Annotated in this window: 21 protein-coding genes; 8 read left to right on the top strand and 13 right to left on the bottom strand. The window is 61.7% G+C overall.

What is annotated here, in order from left to right:
• Positions 1-94 precede the first annotated feature (94 nt).
• Positions 95-973 carry a DMT family transporter gene (locus DBR18_RS08580; protein WP_108590027.1) on the bottom strand — a complete coding sequence of 293 codons (879 nt, stop codon included), beginning with the start codon at positions 971-973 and terminating at the stop codon, positions 95-97.
• 330 nt (positions 974-1303) lie between these two features.
• On the opposite strand from DBR18_RS08580, the gene DBR18_RS08575 reads away from it, so the two are divergent.
• The 3 genes from DBR18_RS08575 (at position 1304) to DBR18_RS08565 (ending at position 4132) form a co-directional block, all read left to right on the top strand.
• Entirely contained in the window at positions 1304-2155 is an 852-nt protein-coding gene (locus DBR18_RS08575; RefSeq protein ID WP_108590026.1) for a neutral zinc metallopeptidase, read from the top strand.
• Between the two features lie 138 nt (positions 2156-2293).
• Positions 2294-3181 carry a neutral zinc metallopeptidase gene (locus tag DBR18_RS08570; protein WP_108590025.1) on the top strand — a complete coding sequence of 296 codons (888 nt, stop codon included), beginning with the start codon at positions 2294-2296 and terminating at the stop codon, positions 3179-3181.
• A complete protein-coding gene (locus tag DBR18_RS08565) occupies positions 3182-4132 on the top strand; it encodes a hypothetical protein (RefSeq protein WP_108590024.1) in 951 nt (316 codons plus the stop codon).
• 141 nt (positions 4133-4273) lie between these two features.
• Here DBR18_RS08565 and DBR18_RS08560 read toward each other — a convergent pair whose 3' ends face one another.
• The 3 genes from DBR18_RS08560 to DBR18_RS08550 form a co-directional block, all read right to left on the bottom strand.
• Entirely contained in the window at positions 4274-4867 is a 594-nt protein-coding gene (locus DBR18_RS08560; protein WP_108590023.1) for an HAD family hydrolase, read from the bottom strand.
• A complete protein-coding gene (gene tesB / locus DBR18_RS08555; RefSeq protein WP_003228466.1) occupies positions 4864-5733 on the bottom strand; it encodes an acyl-CoA thioesterase II in 870 nt (289 codons plus the stop codon). The genes DBR18_RS08560 and tesB overlap by 4 nt, the downstream gene beginning before the upstream one ends.
• A 105-nt stretch (positions 5734-5838) precedes the next feature.
• A complete protein-coding gene (locus DBR18_RS08550; protein ID WP_108590022.1) occupies positions 5839-6408 on the bottom strand; it encodes a GNAT family N-acetyltransferase in 570 nt (189 codons plus the stop codon).
• 82 nt (positions 6409-6490) lie between these two features.
• On the opposite strand from DBR18_RS08550, the gene DBR18_RS08545 reads away from it, so the two are divergent.
• Together DBR18_RS08545 and DBR18_RS08540 are read left to right on the top strand one after the other, a co-directional pair.
• The gene (locus DBR18_RS08545) at positions 6491-7411 is read left to right on the top strand and encodes a histone deacetylase (RefSeq protein WP_108590021.1); all 921 of its coding nucleotides are present in this window, start codon (positions 6491-6493) and stop codon (positions 7409-7411) included.
• Between the two features lie 278 nt (positions 7412-7689).
• Positions 7690-8934, top strand: a complete 1245-nt coding sequence (locus DBR18_RS08540) for a TIGR03862 family flavoprotein (protein WP_108590020.1) — start codon at positions 7690-7692, stop codon at positions 8932-8934.
• 115 nt (positions 8935-9049) lie between these two features.
• Here DBR18_RS08540 and DBR18_RS08535 read toward each other — a convergent pair whose 3' ends face one another.
• On the bottom strand, positions 9050-10390 hold the full coding sequence (locus DBR18_RS08535) for a DEAD/DEAH box helicase (protein WP_108590019.1): 1341 nt from the start codon (positions 10388-10390) through the stop codon (positions 9050-9052).
• A gap of 66 nt (positions 10391-10456) precedes the next feature.
• Entirely contained in the window at positions 10457-11398 is a 942-nt protein-coding gene (gene yedA / locus DBR18_RS08530) for a drug/metabolite exporter YedA (protein WP_108590018.1), read from the bottom strand.
• Positions 11399-11561: 163 nt separating this feature from the next.
• On the opposite strand from yedA, the gene DBR18_RS08525 reads away from it, so the two are divergent.
• On the top strand, positions 11562-12014 hold the full coding sequence (locus tag DBR18_RS08525) for an Lrp/AsnC family transcriptional regulator (RefSeq protein ID WP_108590017.1): 453 nt from the start codon (positions 11562-11564) through the stop codon (positions 12012-12014).
• A gap of 129 nt (positions 12015-12143) precedes the next feature.
• Here DBR18_RS08525 and DBR18_RS08515 read toward each other — a convergent pair whose 3' ends face one another.
• The 3 genes from DBR18_RS08515 to DBR18_RS08505 form a co-directional block, all read right to left on the bottom strand.
• On the bottom strand, positions 12144-12749 hold the full coding sequence (locus DBR18_RS08515; RefSeq protein WP_108590016.1) for a PolC-type DNA polymerase III: 606 nt from the start codon (positions 12747-12749) through the stop codon (positions 12144-12146).
• Between the two features lie 24 nt (positions 12750-12773).
• Complete coding sequence (locus DBR18_RS08510) at positions 12774-13253, bottom strand: NYN domain-containing protein (RefSeq protein ID WP_007963710.1); 480 nt, start codon at positions 13251-13253, stop codon at positions 12774-12776.
• Between the two features lie 244 nt (positions 13254-13497).
• Positions 13498-14256: a DUF2076 domain-containing protein gene (locus tag DBR18_RS08505; protein WP_108590015.1), complete on the bottom strand. Its 759-nt coding sequence runs from the start codon at positions 14254-14256 to the stop codon at positions 13498-13500.
• A gap of 178 nt (positions 14257-14434) precedes the next feature.
• On the opposite strand from DBR18_RS08505, the gene DBR18_RS08500 reads away from it, so the two are divergent.
• The gene (locus DBR18_RS08500) at positions 14435-15109 is read left to right on the top strand and encodes a YciC family protein (RefSeq protein WP_108590014.1); all 675 of its coding nucleotides are present in this window, start codon (positions 14435-14437) and stop codon (positions 15107-15109) included.
• A gap of 74 nt (positions 15110-15183) precedes the next feature.
• Positions 15184-16263 carry an endonuclease/exonuclease/phosphatase family protein gene (locus DBR18_RS08495; protein ID WP_108590013.1) on the top strand — a complete coding sequence of 360 codons (1080 nt, stop codon included), beginning with the start codon at positions 15184-15186 and terminating at the stop codon, positions 16261-16263.
• A 116-nt stretch (positions 16264-16379) separates the two neighbouring features.
• Here DBR18_RS08495 and DBR18_RS08490 read toward each other — a convergent pair whose 3' ends face one another.
• From DBR18_RS08490 to DBR18_RS28940, 4 genes are all read right to left on the bottom strand, one after another.
• Positions 16380-17216, bottom strand: coding sequence for an ABC transporter ATP-binding protein (locus tag DBR18_RS08490; RefSeq protein WP_108590012.1), 837 nt, complete (start codon positions 17214-17216; stop codon positions 16380-16382).
• Positions 17204-18007, bottom strand: a complete 804-nt coding sequence (locus DBR18_RS08485; RefSeq protein WP_108590011.1) for an ABC transporter permease — start codon at positions 18005-18007, stop codon at positions 17204-17206. The genes DBR18_RS08490 and DBR18_RS08485 overlap by 13 nt, the downstream gene beginning before the upstream one ends.
• Positions 18008-18016: 9 nt before the next feature.
• The gene (locus DBR18_RS08480; protein WP_007968492.1) at positions 18017-19003 is read right to left on the bottom strand and encodes an ABC transporter substrate-binding protein; all 987 of its coding nucleotides are present in this window, start codon (positions 19001-19003) and stop codon (positions 18017-18019) included.
• 341 nt (positions 19004-19344) lie between these two features.
• Positions 19345-20178: aldehyde dehydrogenase family protein (locus DBR18_RS28940; RefSeq protein WP_256588630.1), on the bottom strand; the 834-nt coding region annotated here is incomplete at its 5' end.

Here is a 20178-nt window from a genome sequence, read left to right as displayed (position 1 = left end):
CTGCGATCTTTTGATCCTGTTTTTAAAGATCAAAAGATCGCAGCGTGCCGCAGCTCCTACAGGGTTTTGTGTTCGGCAAAAAGCGGAGTTCACTTCAGCGCCGGCTTTGCTGCCACGCCGCCGCCAGGCCACTGCAGCAGATCACCACAATCCCGATCACCGTCAACAGACTCGGCGTGTGACTGAACACCACCCACCCCAACAACCCCGCGAACACGATCTGGCAATAACCAAACGGCGCCAGCAGGGCCGGTGCCGCGTGGCGAAACGCCTGGGTCAGAAACAGGTGCGCGGTCATCCCGCAACTGCCCAGCGCCAGCATCAACAGACCATGCCCAAGCGTCGGCACCTGCCAGAAGAACGGCACCAGCGCGCTCATCACCAGTGTGTTGCACAACCCTGCGAAGAAGTTGCTGGTGGTCGGGCTGTCGACCTCGCTGAGCTTGCGCGTCAGCAGTTGATAGAAGCAGAAGAACAGCGCCGAACAGAACGGCAGCAGTACCGCCGGGGTGAACAGCTCGCCACCCGGGTGGACGATGATCAGCACGCCGATGAACCCGCAGATCACCGCGATCCACTGCCCTCGCGTCACCCGCTCCTTGAGCAACGGCACCGAAAGCGCGGTGACCAGCACTGGCGCAAGAAAGTTGACCGCCGTGGCCTCGGCCAGCGGGATGTACAGCAGCGCGGTGGTAAAAAACAGACTGGTGCCCAACAGACACAACGCCCGCGCCAACTGCCATAGCGGCCTCTTGGTGCGTAGCACCCGCAGCCCCGACTGCGGCAGGAAGATCCCCGCCATCAACAAGGTGTGCACCAGATAACGCGCCCAGACCACCATCACGATCGGATAGAAACCCGAAAGGTATTTCGACAACGCGTCATGACTGGAAAACAGAAAGGTGGCCAGGACTATCAGCAAGATCCCTTTGAAGGGTTGGTTGACGCCGGATAACGGTGTGCTGACGGTCATGAGCTCTCCTTGTAAACACTGCGCAACAATCTAGAGCCAGGCGTCGGACTCTCACAGACAACAATCGAAATAGTGGGCGAATAGCGCACGGCATCGTCAATAAACGCTTCAGCCACTGACTGCATGGCCTCTACCGCACAATGCGCCGGTCAAACCGATGCCCATTGTGACGTCGGAATTTTCGACAAGTTAATACCGAAAAAAGCCACTTTCATCTTTTCGGCTGATAACGCCTTACGCACGCTTACAGATTTGTCCTGCAAGCGCCGACTGCTGCCGTTATTCATAGGCATGGCAATCACGCCAATCAACCAATCAGAGAACACCAGGATGTTATGGAACAAGGCACGACGCAGCGACAACGTCGACGATACTCGACAGGGCAAGGACGCCCGTCGCCCCACAGGGAAAATCATAGGCACCGGCCTGGCCGCCAGTGTACTGGCTGGCGCTGCACTCTATTCGACATTCAGCAGCGGTCCTGAAGTCCCCGCCGCCCCCACGCAGCACACACAATCACAAGCCTTATCACCCGAAGACACGCAACTGCATTTCATCGAATCGATCCTCGGCGACACCGAAGACACCTGGAAGCAGTTGTTTGCCCAGACCGGACGCCACTACCCAGCCCCGACGCTGACGGTTTTCAGTGACGACGTGGTGTCCGGTTGCGGTTATGCGGCAGGGGCCAGCGGTCCGTTCTTCTGTCCGCAAAACACCCGGATTTATCTCGACCCGCAATTCTTCGCCCGGATGGCCGGGCAGTTTGCCGTCGTCGGCGAATTCGCCCAGGCCTTCATCATTGCCCATGAGGTGGGTCACCACGTGCAGCTGGAACTGGGCCTTTCCGGTCCGTTCGAAGAGGCGCTGGCGGCACGTCGGCCCGTCGCCGGCGATGCCGGCCTTGAGGTGCGTGCCGAGTTGCAGGCTGATTGCCTGGCCGGGGTCTGGGCTCACCATGCGCAGCAACGTCTGGCCTGGCTGGAGCCGGGCGACATCGAGGCGGCCCTGAATGCCGCGACCACCTTCGGCGACGACGCTCTGCAACGCGCACGTAACCAGACAGTGCGGCCGGAAAGCTTCAGTCATGGCACCTCGACGCAACGCAGTGACTGGTTCAGCTCCGGATTCGACAGCGGACGCATCGAAGCCTGCGATACTTTCAACGCCACGAAGCTGTAACCTTCGCAACGCGCGAAGCTGACTGTGCAGAACCGTCGTCGCGCACGATGGTCTGACGACCGGACTGGCGCCGCTTGCGTGCACCGGCAACACTCATCACCACGCAACCTTCACCCCGCACAGATAGAGGATTCGCACATGCTATGGAAAAAAGGCCGACGCAGTGACAACGTGGTCGATGCCCGTGGCGATGATACCGGCGGTGGCGGTATGCGTTTCGGTGGCGGCAAGGGTCTGAGCCTGGGCGCGATTCTGTTGATCGTCGGCATCGGCTGGATCACCGGGCAAGATCCGTTGCAGATCCTCGGTCAGCTCACCGGGCAGATGACCGAGCAATCGGCGCCGGCCAGTACGCAGTCGCGTCAGGCGCCACCGGCCAACGATCAGCAGGCCGAGTTCGTGCGTTCGATCCTCGGCGATACCGAAGACACCTGGGGCGCCATCTTCCAGCAGGCCGGGCGCCAATATAAGGACCCGACCCTGGTGCTGTTCAGCAACCGGGTGAATTCGGCCTGCGGTCTGGCGACCTCCGCCACCGGTCCGTTCTATTGCCCGGCGGATCAGAAAGTCTATCTGGACATGGCCTTCTTCCAGGAAATGGCCCAGCGCTTCAAGGCCGCCGGTGATTTTGCCCAGGCCTACGTGATCGCGCACGAGGTCGGCCACCATGTGCAGACGCTGCTCGGCGTCTCGGCGAAAATTCAGGCGGCCCGTCAGCAGGGTCGACAAATGCAGGGCGATGGCGGTTTGCTGGTGCGCCAGGAGTTGCAGGCCGACTGCCTGGCCGGCGTCTGGGCCTACCATGCGCAGAAGCGTCTGAACTGGCTGGAGCCGGGTGACGTCGAAGAGGCCTTGAACGCGGCCAACGCCATCGGTGATGATCGCCTGCAACAACAGGGTCAGGGCCGTGTGGTGCCGGACTCGTTTACCCATGGCACGTCGGCGCAAAGGGTGCGCTGGTTCAAAACCGGTTTCGCCCAGGGCCAGGTCGGCCAGTGCGATACCTTCGCGGCGAAAAACCTGTAAATGCGCAAATGGCTTTTGGCTTTACTGATCATCGGCGGCAGTGCGCACGCGGCGGGCGTCGATGCCATCAGCTCCGGGCGCCTGCAGTTGAAGGCCGGCGAAATGGCCGTGGGCATCAGCCCCGCCCCGGAAAAAATCGAGCGGGTGCTGATCGTCATTCACGGTCGTCTGCGCAACGCCGAAACTTACCGCAAAAGCGCCGAGAGCGCCGCCGAACTGGCCGGGCAAACCGCGCACACGCTGGTGATCGCGCCGCAGTTTCTCAACGAAAGTGACGTCGCCCTGTATTCCTTGCCCGACACGTTGCTGCGCTGGAAAGGCAACGAGTGGATGGGCGGCGGCTTATCCACAGGGCCGAATCCGCTGAGTTCCTACGCGGCACTGGATGAAATCGTCGGCCGGGTCAGCGATCGCAAGCAGTTTCCGGATGTGAAACAGATCGTGATCTTCGGCCATTCCGGCGGCGGCCAGGTGGTGCAGCGTTATGCCCTGCTCGCCAAGGATCAACCAGCGCTGAAAGCCAACGGCATTCGCCTGCGGTATGTGGTGGCCAATCCTTCGTCGTACGCCTATTTCAACGAGCAGCGTCCGGTGGCGTTCGATCACGCGCAGTGCCCGGGTTTCAATCGCTGGAAATACGGTCTGACCGATATGCCGGTGTACGCCGGTGGGCAAACGCCGTTGCAGCTGGAGAGCAGTTACATCAAGCGCGAGGTGATTTATCTGCTCGGCCAGCAGGACATCGACCCGCAGCATCCGGCGCTGGACAAGGGGTGTGAGGCCGAGGCGCAAGGCGCGTATCGGCTGGAACGGGGCAAACTGTTTTTCGGTTATCTGCTGCGCCGCCATCCGGAAGGGGTCAATCAGCGATTGGTCGAGGTACCCGGAGTCGGGCATAACGGCGATGGGATGTTGACGTCGCCAGAGGGGCAGAAAGCGCTGTTTGATTAATGATTTTGCAGTGGCCGCTCAGGCCTCATCGCGGGCAAGCCCGCTCCCACAGTGACCGCGTCGTGCACAATACCTGCGAACGCGAATAACCCTGTGGGAGCGGGCTTGCCCGCGATGGGGCCGTTTCAGGCGCTAGAGAACTCAGGCCAGAAGCATCCGCCGCAACTCGACACAATCCTGCGCATGCCAATCGGTCAGCTCCGGCCACGGGTTGTCCGGCAGATTCACCAGAACCGTCCGCGCCCCCGCCGCTCGCCCGCAATCCAGGTCGAAGCGGTAATCCCCGACCATCACCATCTCGCTTGCCGGCACGTTCCACGCCTCGGCCAGTTTCAGCAACCCGCCTGGATGCGGTTTGGGCGGTGCCTCATCGCGGCCCAGCACATCTTCCACGGCGAAGCAGTCGGCCAGACCAATCGCTTCGAGCGTCACGTGCGCCAGCTCCCGAGCATTGCGGGTGAGTATGCCAAGGCGATAGCCGCGCCCGTGCAGATCGCGCACCAGCTCCACCGCGCCCGTCGCCGGTTTTGAACCCAGCGCCAGATCGCGCTCATGCTCCAGCAGCCAGGCATGTTTCGCCGCCGCTTCATCGGCAGGGAGCGCCGCGAGATGCGTAAGAATGTCGTCCTCGGGCGGAATCGCCAGCGCCACACGGATCGCCGCAAAATCATGCACGGCAACCGTCAGGGTACCGTCCATGTCGAACACCCAGTGCTTCACATCGCTCAGGCTCATGCCCAGTCCTTACGGTGCCGAATCAGGCCTTCCTGGGTCACCGACGCCACCAGTTGCCCGGCGCGGTTGTACACGCTGCCACGGGAGAAACCCCGGGAATTGCCGGCCCACGGGCTGTCCATCGCGTAGAGCAGCCAGTCATCGGCGCGCAGATCGTTGTGGAACCACAGCGCGTGATCGAGGCTGGCGACCTGCATGTCCTTCTGCCAGACCGACTTGCCGTGGGGCAGCATCGAGGTGGTCAGCAGGCCGAAGTCCGATGCGTAGGCCAGCAGGTATTTGTGCAGTGCCGGAATGTCGGCCAACGCACCGTCGGCGCGGAACCACACGTACTTCACCGGGTCGGCCGGTTGCGGGTTGTACGGATCCTTTTCGGTGACCGGGCGCACTTCGATGGGTTTCGGGCACAGCAGTTTTTCGCGCATGTGCTCGGGGATCAGGTGCGCGCGCTGCTGGGTCAGTTCCAGCTCTGACGGCAGGTTTTCCGGGCCGACCACCACCGGCATCTGGCTCTGATGCTCGAAGCCTGCCTCGTCGTACTGAAACGAAGCGCTGCAGGTGAAGATCGGGTGGCCCTTCTGGATGGCCGTGACCCGGCGAGTGCTGAAGCTGCCGCCATCGCGCACGCGATCCACCGAATACACCACCGGCAACTTGGCGTCGCCCGGGCGCAGGAAATAGCCGTGCATCGAATGCACGTGGCGCGCTTCTTCAACCGTCTGACTGGCCGCCGACAGCGACTGACCGAGTACCTGGCCACCGAACAACTGACGGAAACCCAGGTCCTGGCTGCGGCCACGGAACAGGTTTTCCTCGATCGGCTCCAGGGTCAGCAGGTCGACCAGATCTTCCAACACTTGGCTCATTCAGACTCTCCTCACACAACGCTATGCCGCGCAGTCTTGGCTGCGGCGGCCCATTCAGGTTCTGGCGCGAGCCATTGTCGCGCCATTGTAAACGTCCGTGTCGGCTTAGCCATGCAGGGTTTGCAGCCATTGCTCCCTGGTAATCCGGTACAACAAATGCCGGCGCAACGGGTGATCGACGGCAACTTTGGGGTGATCGAAATCATCGGCCGGATCGTGCTGCATGCCAATCGCCTGCATGACTTTCTCCGAGGGCAGATTGCTCTGCGCGGTGAAGGATACGATTTCCTTCAGCCCCAGCCGATCGAAGCCTGCGCGCAATGCCGTCCAGGCCGCCTCACTGGCGTAGCCCAGCCCCCAATGCTCGCGGGCCAGACGCCAGCCGATTTCCACCGCCGGCGTGAAGGGCGCATCGAAGCCGACCACACCCAGGCCGGTAAAACCGATGAACTCACCGCTGTCCTTGCGCTCCAGCGCCCATAATCCGAAACCGTGTTCGGCAAAATGTCCGCGCACCCGACCAATGAGCGACGCACTTTCCAGGCGGCTCAAGGGCTGTGGAAAGTAACGCATGACCTGCGGATCGGCACACATCGCCGCAAATGCCGACAAATCTTCGTCCTGCCATTGGCGCATCAGTAATCGCGCACTTTCCAGTTCCAGTATCGGCTCCATCATGCCCCTCCGTTTCCATGCCGCAAGTCTACATCGCTGGTAGGATCGTTCACTCTTTCCATCGTTCCTACATGAAGTTGCCATGCCACTGCCGCTGATCTACCACGAAGACTACAGCCCCGAGTTTCCGGCGGATCACCGCTTTCCGATGGACAAGTTCCGTTTGCTGCGCGACCACCTGATCGACAGTGGCCTGACCCGCGACGCCGACCTGCTGCGTCCCGAAATCTGCCCCAACGACATCCTCGCCCTCGCCCATGACCGTCGCTATATCGAACGCTACATGAGCGGCGAGTTGTCTCGCGAAGACCAGCGGCGCCTTGGCCTGCCGTGGAACGAATCACTGGCGCGGCGCACGGTGCGCGCAGTTGGCGGCTCGATCCTGGCGGCGGAAAAAGCCCTGGAGCATGGCCTGGCCTGTCACCTGGCCGGCGGCACCCATCACGCCCACTACGACTACCCGGCCGGGTTCTGCATCTTCAACGACCTGGCGATCATCAGTCATTACCTGTTGCAAAGCGGTCGGGTGAACCGCGTGCTGATCTTCGATTGCGACGTGCATCAGGGCGACGGCACCGCGCGAATCCTCCACGACACGCCGGAGGCCATTACCGTTTCCCTGCACTGCGAGAAGAATTTTCCTGCACGCAAGGCCGAAAGCGACTGGGACATTCCGCTGCCCAACGGCATGGGTGATGCCGACTATCTGAAGGTGGTGGATGACACGCTCAACTACCTGCTGCCGCTGTATCAGCCGGACCTGGTGCTGTACGACGCCGGGGTCGATGTGCACAAGGACGACGCCCTCGGTTATCTGCAACTGACCGACGAAGGCGTCGCCGCCCGCGATGAAAGCGTGATGCGCCATTGCCTGGGCCGCGACATCCCGGTGGTCGGCGTGATCGGTGGCGGCTACAGCAAGGATCGCCACGCCCTCGCCCGCCGCCACGGCATCCTGCATCACAGCGCGCAACGGGTCTGGACGTCACACGGTTGTCACTAAGCTGTGCTGCGTTACCCACAATGGCTGTGGAACGGCCTGTGGATAACCTGAGCGAAAGGGACTACAGGCCACACCGGCTATGGCCTGCAATGCGCTGATCAATTTTCAACCAGATCCTGGAATTCACCTTCGATCCCCTGTAGGAGCTGCCGCAGGCTGCGATCTTTTGATCTTGAACCTGAGAAAACAAGATCAAAAGATCGCAGCCTGCGGCAGCTCCTACACGGATCCCGGCTGTTAGAATGCGCGCCTTATCCCGCCATACCGCAGCGCACGCCATGACCCAGACCTCCGCCCCCCTCCTCGCTCACGTCGCCATCATCGGCGGTGGCCCCGCCGGCCTGATGGCCGCCGAAGTGCTGAGCCAGGCCGGCGTGCGCGTCGATCTGTACGACGGCATGCCCTCGGTGGGACGCAAGTTTCTACTGGCCGGCGTCGGCGGCATGAACATCACCCACTCCGAACCTTATCCGGCCTTTCTATCTCGTTATGCCGAGCGCGCACCGCAGATCGCGCCGCTGCTGCGCGCCTTCGATGCCGACGCGTTATGCCGCTGGATTCATGAGCTGGGCATCGAGACCTTTATCGGCAGCTCCGGCCGGGTGTTCCCCACCGACATGAAAGCAGCACCACTGTTGCGCGCCTGGCTCAAGCGCCTGCGCGACAGCGGCGTGGTTATCCACACCCGCCATCGCTGGCTCGGCTGGGATGCACACGGCGCACTGCGCATCGCCAGCCCTGATGGCGAAATCACCGTCAAACCCGACGCCACCCTGCTCGCCCTCGGCGGCGGCAGTTGGTCGCGGCTGGGTTCGGATGGTGCATGGATGCTGCCCCTGGAACAAAAAGGCGTACGGCTGGCGCCATTGCAGCCGAGCAATTGCGGCTTCGAAGTGCAGGCCTGGAGCGAGTTCCTTGTGAGCAAATTCGCCGGCGCACCGCTGAAAAATGTCGCCATCGGTTTGAACGATGACGTGCCGCGACTGGGCGAATGCGTGATCACCGCAACTGGGGTTGAAGGCAGTCTGATTTATGCGCTGTCAGCACCGATTCGCGAGGCGATCAACGAGCACGGCTCAGCCACAGTGCACATCGATCTCTTGCCCGGCCGGCCTGTGGATAAATTGCAGGCAGCGTTGAGCAAACCGCGTGGCTCGCGTTCGATGGCCAAGCATCTGCACAGTCAGGTCGGGATTGACGGGGTGAAAGCGGCGTTGTTGCGTGAACTGACTGACGCGGCAACCTTCGCTGATCCGGCGCTGCTGGCACTGGCGATCAAGGCGTTACCGCTGACCCTGGTGAAAACGCGGCCGCTGGACGAAGCGATCAGCAGTGCCGGTGGTGTGACGTTCGAAGCGCTGGATGAGCGCTTGATGCTCAAGGCGTTGCCGGGGGTGTTCTGTGCGGGAGAAATGCTCGATTGGGAAGCGCCGACGGGCGGCTATCTGCTGACGGGGTGTTTTGCCAGCGGGCGGGCTGCAGGATCGGGGATGCTGCAGTGGCTACAACACAAAACCCTGTAGGAGCTGTCGAGTGAAACGAGGCTGCGATCTTTTGACCGTTAAAAAACAAAATCAAAAGATCGCAGCGTGCCGCAGCTCCTACAGGAAATGCATTCCAAATTGACGCCGCCTCACATCAAGGCTTGCGCTTGCGCGGCCCGGTATTGAACACCGGCACTTTACGCACAGGCTTGATCGACGGCTCCGGCGCTTGGGTGTCGCCACTGTCGACCCACTTGCCCAGGTTGCGCTTGCCGCCACCGCCGCCGGACGTCTTCGGCTTTTTCGGTTTTTTCGGCTTCTTGATCACCTGACCACTGGCGTCGGTATCCGGCACGCGGTGCTCAGGTTCGAAGTCCGGCTCGTTGTGGCGCTTCAAGGTCTGCCGGGTGAGCATCTCGATCGCCGACAGCAGATTCACTTCATCGGCACACACCAGCGAAATCGCCTCGCCGGTCGCACCGGCACGGCCAGTACGACCAATGCGGTGAATGTAATCCTCGGCGACGATCGGCAGGTCGAAGTTGACCACCAGCGGCAAATCTTCGATATCCAGACCACGGGCGGCAACGTCGGTCGCCACCAGAATCTGCACTTCACTGAGTTTGAAACGATCCAGTGCACGCTGACGGGTCGCCTGCGGTTTGTCGCCGTGAATACCGTCGGCATTCACGCCCAGGCCCTGGAGTTTTTCCACCAGCGCGTCCACACCGTTGCGGGTCTTGGCGAACACCAGCACCTGCTTCCACTTGTTCTTGCGCATCAGGTGCACGAACAGTTCCGGCTTGCGCTTCTTGTCCACCGTCACCACCCATTGCTTGACGGTGTTGGCCGCGACGTTGCGCGGACTGACTTCGATGCTCAGCGGATCGTTGAGCATCTGCCCGGCCAGCAGGCGGATGTCATCGGAGAAGGTCGCCGAGAACAGCAGCGTCTGCCGTTTCTTCGGCAGCATGCGGTAAATGTTCGCCAGTTCTTCGGAGAAGCCCAGGTCGAGCATGCGGTCGGCTTCATCCAGTACCAGGGTTTGCAACTGATCGAGTTTCAACGCGTTCTGCCGGAACAGGTCGATCAGGCGACCAGGCGTGGCGACAAGCACGTCAACGCCGCTGCGCAGCTTCATCATCTGCGGGTTGATGCTCACGCCGCCGTACACCGCGTAAGTGCGCAGAGGCAGGTTTTCCGCGTACTGGCGCACCGATTCATGAACCTGCTCGGCCAGCTCGCGGGTCGGCACCAGAATCAGCGCGCGCACCGAGTTGGCGGTGACTTTCGGCCCTTCCATGGCCAGCAACTGCAGCAGCGGCAAGGCAAAACCGGCGGTCTTGCCGGTGCCGGTCTGGGCCGCAGCCATCAGGTCGCGACCGGCCAGAACGGCCGGAATGGCTTGCGCCTGAACCGGCGTTGGAGTCTGGTAGCCGAGCTTCTCGAGGGAGCGCAGCAAGGGTTCGATCAGGCCAAGGGTGGCGAAAGTCATGGGAGTACCGTAGGAAAAATTCAGCGCAATTGTGCGACACGAGTGTGCAATGGCGCGCAGTTTACCCTAATTCGTACGCTGTTCTGCTCCGACGACGGTCTTCGCCGGCTCCACGACGAGCGGCTGCGCCGGCCGCCGCCATTGCGGCAGACCGATCAGCACCACGGCGCTGATGATCACCAGCATCGCCAGCGCTTCTTCCATGCCGATGGTCTCGCCGACAAACACGATCCCCAGCAACACCGCCACCGCCGGGTTAACGTAGGCATAACTGGTGGCCGCCGCCGGACGCACATGCTTGAGCAGGTACATGTAGGAATTGAAGGCGATGATCGAGCCAAAGAAAATCAGGTAGCCCAGGGCCAGCCAGCCCTCTACCGGCGGCAATGCTTGCAGGTGCTCGCCGCTGACTGCGCTGCCGATCAGCAGCACCACGCCGCCCACCAGCATCTCCACCGCACTCGCCATCGCTCCCTGCGGCAAGGGCAGATGTTTGCTCCATACCGAACCGAACGCCCAGGTCGCCGCCGCAAAAATCAGCAGCGCCGCACCCATCGGACTCGACTGCAGGTTGGAACCCATGTTGAGCATGGCGATGCCGATAATCCCCAGTGCCACGCCGGCCCACTCCAGGCGAGTATTGCGCGCGCCCCAGAAGTACCCGCAGAGCAACGTGAACAACGGCACTGTCGCCACGGCCAATGCCGCCACGCCGGAAGCCACGCCCGTGTGCTCGGCCACGCTGACCGCGCCATTACCCAGACTGAGCAGCAGAATCCCGATGATCCCCGCCGCTTTCCACTGCACCCAGGTCGGCGCCGGCGCCCCGCGCCAGCGCAGGAAGGCGTACATCAGGCTGCCGGCAATCACGAAGCGCACCCCGCCGAGCATCAGCGGCGGCCAGTATTCAACGCCGAGGCGGATCACCAGATAAGTCGATCCCCAAATCACATACAGCGCGAAAAACGCGGCGATCAACGGCAAGGAAAAACGGCGCAAGGCAGGCATGGGCAGCTCGACAGTCAGAGGCAGGGTGAGGATTATTCTAGAAAGGCGCGTGCGCAAAAATAAGTTACAAAACCTGTTTATCGCGCCGGTACACTTTTGAAACAACGGAGATCGACGGGCTAAACCGTGATTTCGAAAGTCTGGCAATTTCAGGAGTCCGGCCTTGGACAAATACGACCGCATGCTGCTCAGCGCCCTGTTGGAAAACGGTCGCGCGTCCTACGCCGATCTCGCGCGCAAGGTGAACCTGTCCGCCCCCGCCGTGGCCGAGCGCGTGGCCAAGCTTGAAGGGGCCGGGGTGATCACCGGGTATCAGGCGAACATCGACCTGTCGAAAATCGGCTTGCCGATCCAGTGCATGATCGAATTGCGCCTGCACCAGAATGGCAGCCAGAAGGTCTACGACGAACTGGCGAAAATCCCGCAACTGACCGAATGCTTCCGGGTGACCGGTGATCCGTGCGTGATGATGAAGGGCGCGGTGGGGTCGATGACGGAGCTGGAGGAGTTGATCAACCGGGTGGCGAAGTTTGGCTTCAGCAAGACCTCGATTGTATTGTCGAGCGCGATCGAGAAGCGCGTGCCGCTCAGCCATATAGAAGCGAACGGTAAATAATCAGCCCCACCGAAACGCCCCTGTAGGAGCTGCCGAAGGCTGCGATCTTTTGATCTTGCTTCTAAAAATCAAAGTCAAAAGATCGCAGCCTTCGGCAGCTCCTACAGGGGATTTTTAGTGTTCTCGGGATCAGCGGTAGCGCTGTAGATGCTCGCTGACTTTGGCCGCCGGGACTTTCTGCAGCTTGCACAGCAGGTCGTGGTTCAGCTCACGTACGCCGTGCTTGCTACGCAGTTCATCCGCCAGATGCGCCATCAGGTTGGCCGCCATCTCCGCATCCGCCATCGCCCTGTGCGCCTGGCCGGTGTGCGGCAGGCGGGCGAAAGTGGTGAGAGTGCCAAGCTTGTGATTCGGCGCCGCCGGCATCAGGCGGCGGGCCAGCAGCAGCGAACAGGCAAAGTTCTGCAGACGGGTGCGTTTGATCCGCCCCAGTTCGAAGTCCCAGAACTTCTGGTCGAACGACGCATTGTGCGCGACCAGTGGCGTGCAGCCGACGAACTCGTTGACCTCTTCCATCACCCGCTCGGCCGCAGGCGCGGTGCGCAGCATGGCGTTGCTGATGCCGGTCAGTTGCTCGATGAACGCGGGGACGCGCACGCCGGCGTTCATCAGGCTCTGGTAACGCTCGACGATACGGCCGTTTTCCAGCATGACCACGGCGATTTCCGTGGCGCGACAGCTGCTGTTCGGCGACAGGCCGGTGGTTTCAAAGTCGATGACTGCAATGCGTTCCAAACCGGGTTCAACTCCGTACAAAAATCAATTTTTGAGCAACAGTGCGCCTTCGATCGGCACATAACGGCTGGCGGCGCGGATCAGCGAGTTGGCGGTCAGGCCGGGCACGCCATAGGCGACTGCCTGTACGCCGTGCTTGCTGATGATGCGCTCGAGCAGCATGTCGAAATCACCGTCGCCGGAAGCCAGGACGATTTCGTCGACGTGGTCGGCGGCGTCCATGATGTCGAGGGTGATGCCCACGTCCCAGTCGCCCTTGGCCGAGCCGTCGCTGCGCTGGATGTAGGGCTTGAGCTTCACGGTGAAGCCGAGGTTGCGCAGGATCTGCTGGAACTGCTGCTGTTTGCTGTCACCGCGATCGATGGCGTAAGCATAGGCCTCGACGATCTGCCCCTGCTTGCTGATGTCAGCCCACAGCGCGGCGTAGTTGAAATGGCAACCATAGGCCTGACGCACGGTGTAGTAGAGGTTCTGCACGTCGGCGAACACTGCGATTTTTTTCACCGGGATTCCTGTGAGCGCATAGCGCACGAAGCGGGATCAGGCGCCAGGCCCGAAAAAGGCGCTCAGTATGCCAGCCCACAGGAAGGTGGCGCGAATAATCGACCCACCGCTCCGGACGGATGGTGGATTGTGGTGAGGGGATTTATCCCCGATGGATTGCGCAGCAGTCCCATTTCCGGGGCCGCTACGCTGCCCATCGGGGATAAATCCCCTCACCACAGTTTTGATACTGGCGGCTGATCAGTCAAACGAACGAATCGTCGTCATCGAAGAACGACGAATTGTCATCGCTGTAATCAGTGTCGGTAAATCCGCCCTGGTCATTGCCAGAGAAACCGTTATCGGCCACACGCTGGTCATTGCCCCAGTCATTGCCGCTCTGGTCAGCCACCTGCGCTGGCTCTTCCTTGATCACTTCAACGATTTCTTCAGGTTGCTGGCTGTGATGGAACAGGCTGCTGATGCCCTGCGCCAGCATCACGCCACCGGCCACACCAGCCGCGGTTTTCAGGGCGCCGCCGAGGAAGCTGCTGCCCGCTGCCGGAGCGGCCTGCTGCGCGTAGTTGGGCGGTGGCGCGGCATAGTTCTGTTGTGGCGCTGGCGCAGCGTAGTTCTGTTGCGGTGCCGGTTCACGCCAGCCGCCGGTGGAAGCCGGAGCGCTTTGAGTCGGTGCCGGGCGCGAACTGCCGCCGCCGAAGATGCTCGACAGGAAACCACCGCCGCCGCTTGGCGCCGGGGCCGCGCTCTGGGACTTGGCCGCCTGCAGTTCAGCCTGCAATTGCTGGACTTGCCGGGTCAGCTGCTTGTTCTGTTCGTCGAGGCTCTTGATGGCCGCCTCTTGCACCAGAATCGCCTGGGTCATGAAATAACCTGCCGCCGGCTGGCGGGTCAGGTGTTCCTTGATCCGCGCCTCGGCCTGGGCGTCGCGCGGGGCTGCCTCCGTTTCGGCCTGTTGCAGCCGGGAAAACAGTCCATCGATCAGGGTTTGCTCTTCGCTGTTCATGGCGACCTCGTAGATTGCCGGGGATAACGTTGCCCGTGTCCACGGTGGACATGGCGCACTTCTGTAATGGAGGCAGTGACAGGATGTTTCAACGACCTTTACCGAATGTTTACGTTTGTGTCGGCCCGCCCATCATCGGTTAAAGTGAGCCACTGTTTTCGACCTGCGATACCGACTGATGAATGCCTTCGATGTACTGCGCGACTCTCTGTATTTTTTCAAACGCCACCTGGGCAGCATCGTGCAGTTGTGCCTGCCGCTGGTGATCTTCGAAGCGGCCTTGCAGCAAGTGGTGGATCACGTCACCGACCCGGACAGTTTCTCCGCCGCCAGCGTGGTGGTCGGTCTGCTGGTGTATCCGCTGTACACCGCCGCGCTGATCCTGTTCCTCGACGCCCGCACCCGTGGCGAAGCCCCGCGCAACCTCGACCTGCTGGCGATGTCCGCGCGTCTGTGGCCGCGTTTTGCCCTGCTCACCGCACTCAATACCTTGCTGATTCTGCTGGGGCTGTCGCTGTATTTCCTGCCGGGGCTGATGCTGATGGTCATGCTCGCATTCGGCGAATACCTGCTGGTGCTGCGCGGCATGGGGCCGTTGCAGGCGATGAAAGAAAGCCTGCGCCTGACCCGTGGGCATTTCTGGCGCATCCTGCTGTGCATTCTCTGTGTGATGGGGCCGCTGTGGCTGCTCAAGGGCGCGACCCTGGCGGCATACCCCGACCCGCAGAACCCGCTGATCGCGGTACTGATCGACAGTGCACACAGCTTCCTGCAACTGTTCACCAGTGTGGTGCTGTTCCGTCTGTTCATGCTGATCAGCGAATTGCCTGACAAACGTAACGGAGCGGTCTGACTTCAGGGGCCTTGGGACAAGCGTCTGCGGTCGGGTATGCTCGGGGTCAATTTTGTAACGGGATAAGCCGAGCCATGCCCCGTCTGCTGCGCTACACCCTGTTGCTGATCGTGCTCGCCATCGTCCTGATCGGCGGGCTGATCTACAGCCTGACCTGGCGCCCCGGCGCGCGGGAAACCCTGCCGGTCAGCTGCACCGGCACGCCGCCGACCCTGGTGCCGGGGCAAGCCCTGAAAGTCATGACCTGGAACGTGCAGTACCTGGCGGGCAAGCGCTACGTGTTCTGGAACGATCTGGCCCAAGGCACCGATGAAGCCCCCACCCCGGAAGACATGGCCTTCAGCCTCGACGAAGTGGCGCGGGTGATTCGCGACGAGCAGCCCGACGTGGTCCTGTTGCAGGAGCTGGATGACGGCGCCAAGGCCAGTGACTATCAGAATCAGCTCAAATTGCTGCAGGAACGTGTGGCAGACCTCTACCCCTGCAGCACCCACGCCTTCGACTGGAAGGCCGACTTTGTTCCCGATCCGCACATCTTCGGCAGCGTTGGCCGGCAGCTCGCGACCCTGAGCCGTTACCGCATCGAACACGCCGAACGCCTGCAATTGCCGGTGCCTGCAGCGAATCTCATCGCCCGCCAGTTCGAACCCAAGGATGCCCTGCTCGCCGCCAAACTGCCGTTGAGCGACGGCGGCCAGCTGACGGTGTTCAACACCCATCTGGATCGTGCCAGCCAACCGGACGAGACCTTGCAGGCGCAAGTAACCGCGGTGGCCAAGGTGCTCGACAAGTACGAAAGCCAGGGCCTGCCTTGGCTGATCGGCGGTGACTTCAACCTGTTGCCGCTGGGCCAGTACCAACGCCTGCCCACTGAACAGCGCACGCCCTACTCCATCGACAGCGCCCTGCATCTGTTGTGGGACAAGTACCCGATGATCCCGACCAACAACGAAGCCAGCGGCATCGACCGCGCCCATTGGCTGACCCACTACCCCAACGACCCCGGCCTCAATGGCCCGGATCGCACGGTCGACTATCTGTTCTACAGCCCGAAGATCAAACGGGTCGAGGCGATGGTGCGTCAGGACGATACGTTGCGCATTTCCGACCATTTACCGGTGATTGCGCGGTTCCTCCTCCCGGCCACCCCCTGATCACCCATTACCCCTGTAGGAGCTGTCGAGTGAAACGAGGCTGCGATCTGTTGATCTTCAAAAAAAAAGATCAAAAGATCGCAGCCTGCGGCAGCTCCTACAGGGGGTTCATGTGATCAATGGACTGCTTCGAGGTCGTCATGCAGCAAGCCGAAAATTTCGCGTTTCATGTCGATAAACGATCGCTCCATGACCATGTCCAGTGACCGTGGACGTTCGATCGGCACGTCGAGGATTTGCTTGATCCGCCCCGGTTTCGCACCCATCACATAAACCCGGTCGCCGAGCAGGATCGCCTCGTCGATATCGTGGGTGACGAACAGCACGGTCTTCTTGCTGTTGCCCCAGACCCGCAGCAACAGCTGCTGCATCTGCAAACGGGTCTGGCTGTCGAGTGCGCCGAACGGTTCATCCATCAGCAGGATCTGCGGATCATTGGCCAGCGCCCGGGCAATCGCCACGCGCTGCATCATGCCGCCCGAGAGCTGCTTGGCGTAATTGTCAGCAAATCCGGCAAGGCCTACTTCGTTGACGTAATAATCGACAATTTCCTTGCGTCGCGCCGCCAGCATGCCGCGCCGCTTGAGGCCGAACTCGACGTTCTGCCGCACCGTCAGCCACGGAAACAGCGTGTAGCTCTGGAACACCATGCCGCGATCAGCACCCGGGCCTTGCACTTGCTGACCGCCGACGTAGATCTCGCCGGAGGTCGGCTCGGCGAGGCCGGCGGTCAGGTACAGCAGACTCGACTTGCCGCAGCCCGACGGCCCGACCAGCACCGCGAACTGCTGATCCGGCACGTCGAACGACACCTGTTCCAGTGCGGTAAACGTGCCGCCGTCGGGCTTTTTGTAGCGCAGGCTGACCTTGTCCACGTGCAGGCGCGGGGCGGCCTGCGGCGCAGCAGCGCGCGGTTCGGTGAAGCGATGATTGGCGGCGGTTACTGAGCCCATGCGGCAACCCTCAGGCGGAGAAAGCGGAACAGTTGATCGGTGACCAGACCCAGCAGGCCGATGATCGCGATGGCGAGGAAAATCACGTCAACCTGAAAGCCGCGCATGGCTTTCAGGCTCAGGTAACCGAGGCCGCTCGACGCCGCGACCAGTTCGGCCACCACCAGATAAGTCCAGGCCCAGCCCATGGTCACGCGCAAGGTGTCGAGCACGCCGGGCACCGAGGCCGGGGCGATCACATGCAACACCGCGTCGCGGCGATTGGAGCCGAGGGTGTAGGAGGCGTTGATCAGGTCCTTGGAAATGCCTTTGGACACGTCGGCGATCATCACCAGTTGCTGGAAGAACACGCCGAAGATAATCACCGACACGCGCTGCTCCAGACCGATGCCGATCCACAGGATGAACAGCGGCACGAACGAGGTCACCGGCAGGTAGCGGATGAAATTGACCAGCGGTTCGAGGAACGCCTGGACGATGCGGAAGCTGCCCATCAACAAGCCCAGCGGCACCGCCACCAGCGACGACACGATGAAGCCGACCATCACCACTTCGACACTGGCCCACACATGGGTGCCGAGAGTGCCGTCGCGACTCAGACGCACCGCCGCTTCAACCACCGCGCCGGGCGTCGGCAAAAACATCCCCGGGACGATGCCGCCGTAGGACAGTCCGGCCCACAGGCCGACCAACAGCACCCAGGCCAAGCCGCTGGCGCTCCACACCACTGGCACCGGCAATCCGGTCTTGGGCGTCAGGCAGCGGCTCAGCCATGATTTGCGCTTGAACATGCTGACCTCCTAGAGCGGGCTGACGAAACGGTTGTCGACCAGATCGTCGTGGCTGACGTTGTAAGGCTTGCCTTGCAGTTCGCTGGCGGTTTCGTTGGCGAGCTTGATCAACGCCGCGCTGTCGCCCGGTTTGCCCGGCGCGCCGAGGAGTTTTTCGCTCATCGCCTGATCGTAGAAGCGCACGCCTTTGGCGGCAGCGGCCAGTTCCTTCGGATCGGAGAGATAACCGCCGACGCCTTTGGCCATGATCGCGTAGGCCTCGTCCGGGTGTTCCTGGGTGTACTTGACCGCTTTGTAGAGACCGGCGACCAGCGCCTTGACGTCCTGCGGCTGTTTTTCGATGACGCTGCAGTTGAGCGCGACCACATCGACGATCACCCCCGGCGTACTGCTGCTGTCGATCAGCACCTTGCCCTGCTGCTTGTCGCGGACCATCGACAGGTGCGGTTCCCAGGTCACGGCGGCTGGCACACGACCGGCGATGAACGCGGTGGCGGCATCGTCGGCGGTCATGTTCTGCACGGTGATGTCGCTCATTTTCATGCCGTTCTTTTTCAGCAGGTACGACAGCCAGAACTGCGAGGTCGAGCCTTCGTTGACGGCCACGGCCTGGCCCTTGAGTTCCTGCAATGACTTCACGTCCTTGCCGACCAGCACACCGTCGCCGCCGTGGCTGTCATCCAGTGCTGCCACGGCCTTGAAGCAGAACTGCGGCCGGTACTTGAGCACCTCGTCGATGGTCGAAGCCGAGCCGGACAATTGCCCGGAGGCCTGGGCGGCCATGTACATCGAAGCTTCTTCGACCACCGGCAGTTCGACGGTCAGGCCGTTTTCCTTGAAGTAGCCCAGATCCTGAGCCAGATACAGCGTGCCATAGCCAACCCAGGTGGTATGGCCGATGGACAAGGTGCCGGCCTGCGCGCTGGTCGCGACCGTGGCGGCCAGGGCGGTGATTGCCAGAGGATGGGTGAGACGAATACACAAGGACTTGATCATGGAGCACTCCCGACGCTGTTGATTTAGTTTTGTCATGGGCAGTACGGCCGGCACCAATGATGTGAATCCACGCTGCGGTCTCTGCTGGACTCTGGCGTGAAACATCGGGCTGGCGAGATCGATGGTGGCCCATGTGCGGGCCGAGGAAAATCAGGAAATTGTTGGCAGCAAATGATGAAAAAACTGCTTAGCGTGCACCGCTGAAGAGCGTCCTGAGCAGGGATGGTGCACAGTCCTAGAAAGCGAAAAGATCGCAGCCTTCGGCAGCTCCTACACAGGGCGACACTGAACCCTGTAGGAGCTGCCGAAGGCTGCGATCTTTGCTTTCGAATCAACCGCAATCAGCGCAATTGAAACCAGGTGGTTTTCAGTTGGGTGTATTTGTCGAACGAGTGCAGCGACAGGTCGCGACCGAAACCCGATTGTTTGCCACCGCCGAACGGCACGGTCACGTCGAGTGCATCGACGGTATTCACCGACACCGTACCCGCCCGCAGCCGTCGCGCCACGCGGTGTGCGCGATGCAGGTCATCGGTCCACAGCGACGCCGCCAGCCCGTAGTCACTGTCGTTGGCCAGACGCACGGCTTCGTCCTCATTGTCGAACGGCACCACCGCCAGCACCGGGCCGAACACCTCGTCGCGAAACAACAACATGTCGGCACTGACGCCGGTAAAGATCGTCGGTTTGATGAAGTTGTCCGAGCCATTGAAGCGCCGCTGCTGACCACCACACACCCGGGTCGCCCCCGCCTGCTCGGCACCGCGAATGGCGCGCACGATGCTCGCCGTCTGCCGCTGATCGACGATTGCCCCGGCACGGCTTTGCGGGTCGAGCGGGTCGCCCGGCAGCCAGCGTTCGGCCTGGACCTTCAGGCGCTCGACAAACTCATCGTGAATCGAACGCTCGACCAGCAACCGCGAGTTGGCCGAGCACACTTCGCCCTGATTGAAAAAGATCCCGAACGCGGCTTTTTCCGCCGCCAGATCCAGATCACGGCAATCGGCAAACACCAGATTGGCGCTCTTGCCGCCGCACTCCAGCCACACCTGCTTGAGGTTGGACTGCGCCGAGTACTGCATGAAATATTTGCCGACCTGGGTCGAGCCGGTGAACACCAGACAATCGACATCCGGGTGCAGGCCCAAGGCCTTGCCGGTCTGCTCGCCCAGCCC

The sequence above is a fragment of the Pseudomonas sp. HMWF021 genome (assembly GCF_003061005.1).
Classification (GTDB): Bacteria; Pseudomonadota; Gammaproteobacteria; order Pseudomonadales; family Pseudomonadaceae; genus Aquipseudomonas.
Note: the sequence above shows the minus strand (reverse complement) of the source record. Positions and strands in the feature narration are given on the sequence as shown.

Bases quoted from the DNA above. Each gene is read 5' to 3' on its own strand.
- DBR18_RS08580 (WP_108590027.1), bottom strand. From the start codon at position 973: ATGACCGTCAGCACACCGTTATCCGGCGTCAACCAACCCTTCAAAGGG.
- DBR18_RS08495 (WP_108590013.1), top strand. From the start codon at position 15,184: ATGCCCCGTCTGCTGCGCTACACCCTGTTGCTGATCGTGCTCGCCATC.
- DBR18_RS08540 (WP_108590020.1), top strand. From the start codon at position 7,690: ATGACCCAGACCTCCGCCCCCCTCCTCGCTCACGTCGCCATCATCGGC.
- DBR18_RS08505 (WP_108590015.1), bottom strand. From the start codon at position 14,256: ATGAACAGCGAAGAGCAAACCCTGATCGATGGACTGTTTTCCCGGCTG.
- DBR18_RS08575 (WP_108590026.1), top strand. From the start codon at position 1,304: ATGTTATGGAACAAGGCACGACGCAGCGACAACGTCGACGATACTCGA.
- DBR18_RS08565 (WP_108590024.1), top strand. From the start codon at position 3,182: ATGCGCAAATGGCTTTTGGCTTTACTGATCATCGGCGGCAGTGCGCAC.
- DBR18_RS08500 (WP_108590014.1), top strand. From the start codon at position 14,435: ATGAATGCCTTCGATGTACTGCGCGACTCTCTGTATTTTTTCAAACGC.
- DBR18_RS08535 (WP_108590019.1), bottom strand. From the start codon at position 10,390: ATGACTTTCGCCACCCTTGGCCTGATCGAACCCTTGCTGCGCTCCCTC.
- DBR18_RS08490 (WP_108590012.1), bottom strand. From the start codon at position 17,216: ATGGGCTCAGTAACCGCCGCCAATCATCGCTTCACCGAACCGCGCGCT.
- DBR18_RS08550 (WP_108590022.1), bottom strand. From the start codon at position 6,408: ATGGAGCCGATACTGGAACTGGAAAGTGCGCGATTACTGATGCGCCAA.
- DBR18_RS08545 (WP_108590021.1), top strand. From the start codon at position 6,491: ATGCCACTGCCGCTGATCTACCACGAAGACTACAGCCCCGAGTTTCCG.
- yedA (WP_108590018.1), bottom strand. From the start codon at position 11,398: ATGCCTGCCTTGCGCCGTTTTTCCTTGCCGTTGATCGCCGCGTTTTTC.
- DBR18_RS08485 (WP_108590011.1), bottom strand. From the start codon at position 18,007: ATGTTCAAGCGCAAATCATGGCTGAGCCGCTGCCTGACGCCCAAGACC.
- DBR18_RS08480 (WP_007968492.1), bottom strand. From the start codon at position 19,003: ATGATCAAGTCCTTGTGTATTCGTCTCACCCATCCTCTGGCAATCACC.
- DBR18_RS08570 (WP_108590025.1), top strand. From the start codon at position 2,294: ATGCTATGGAAAAAAGGCCGACGCAGTGACAACGTGGTCGATGCCCGT.
- DBR18_RS08560 (WP_108590023.1), bottom strand. From the start codon at position 4,867: ATGAGCCTGAGCGATGTGAAGCACTGGGTGTTCGACATGGACGGTACC.
- tesB (WP_003228466.1), bottom strand. From the start codon at position 5,733: ATGAGCCAAGTGTTGGAAGATCTGGTCGACCTGCTGACCCTGGAGCCG.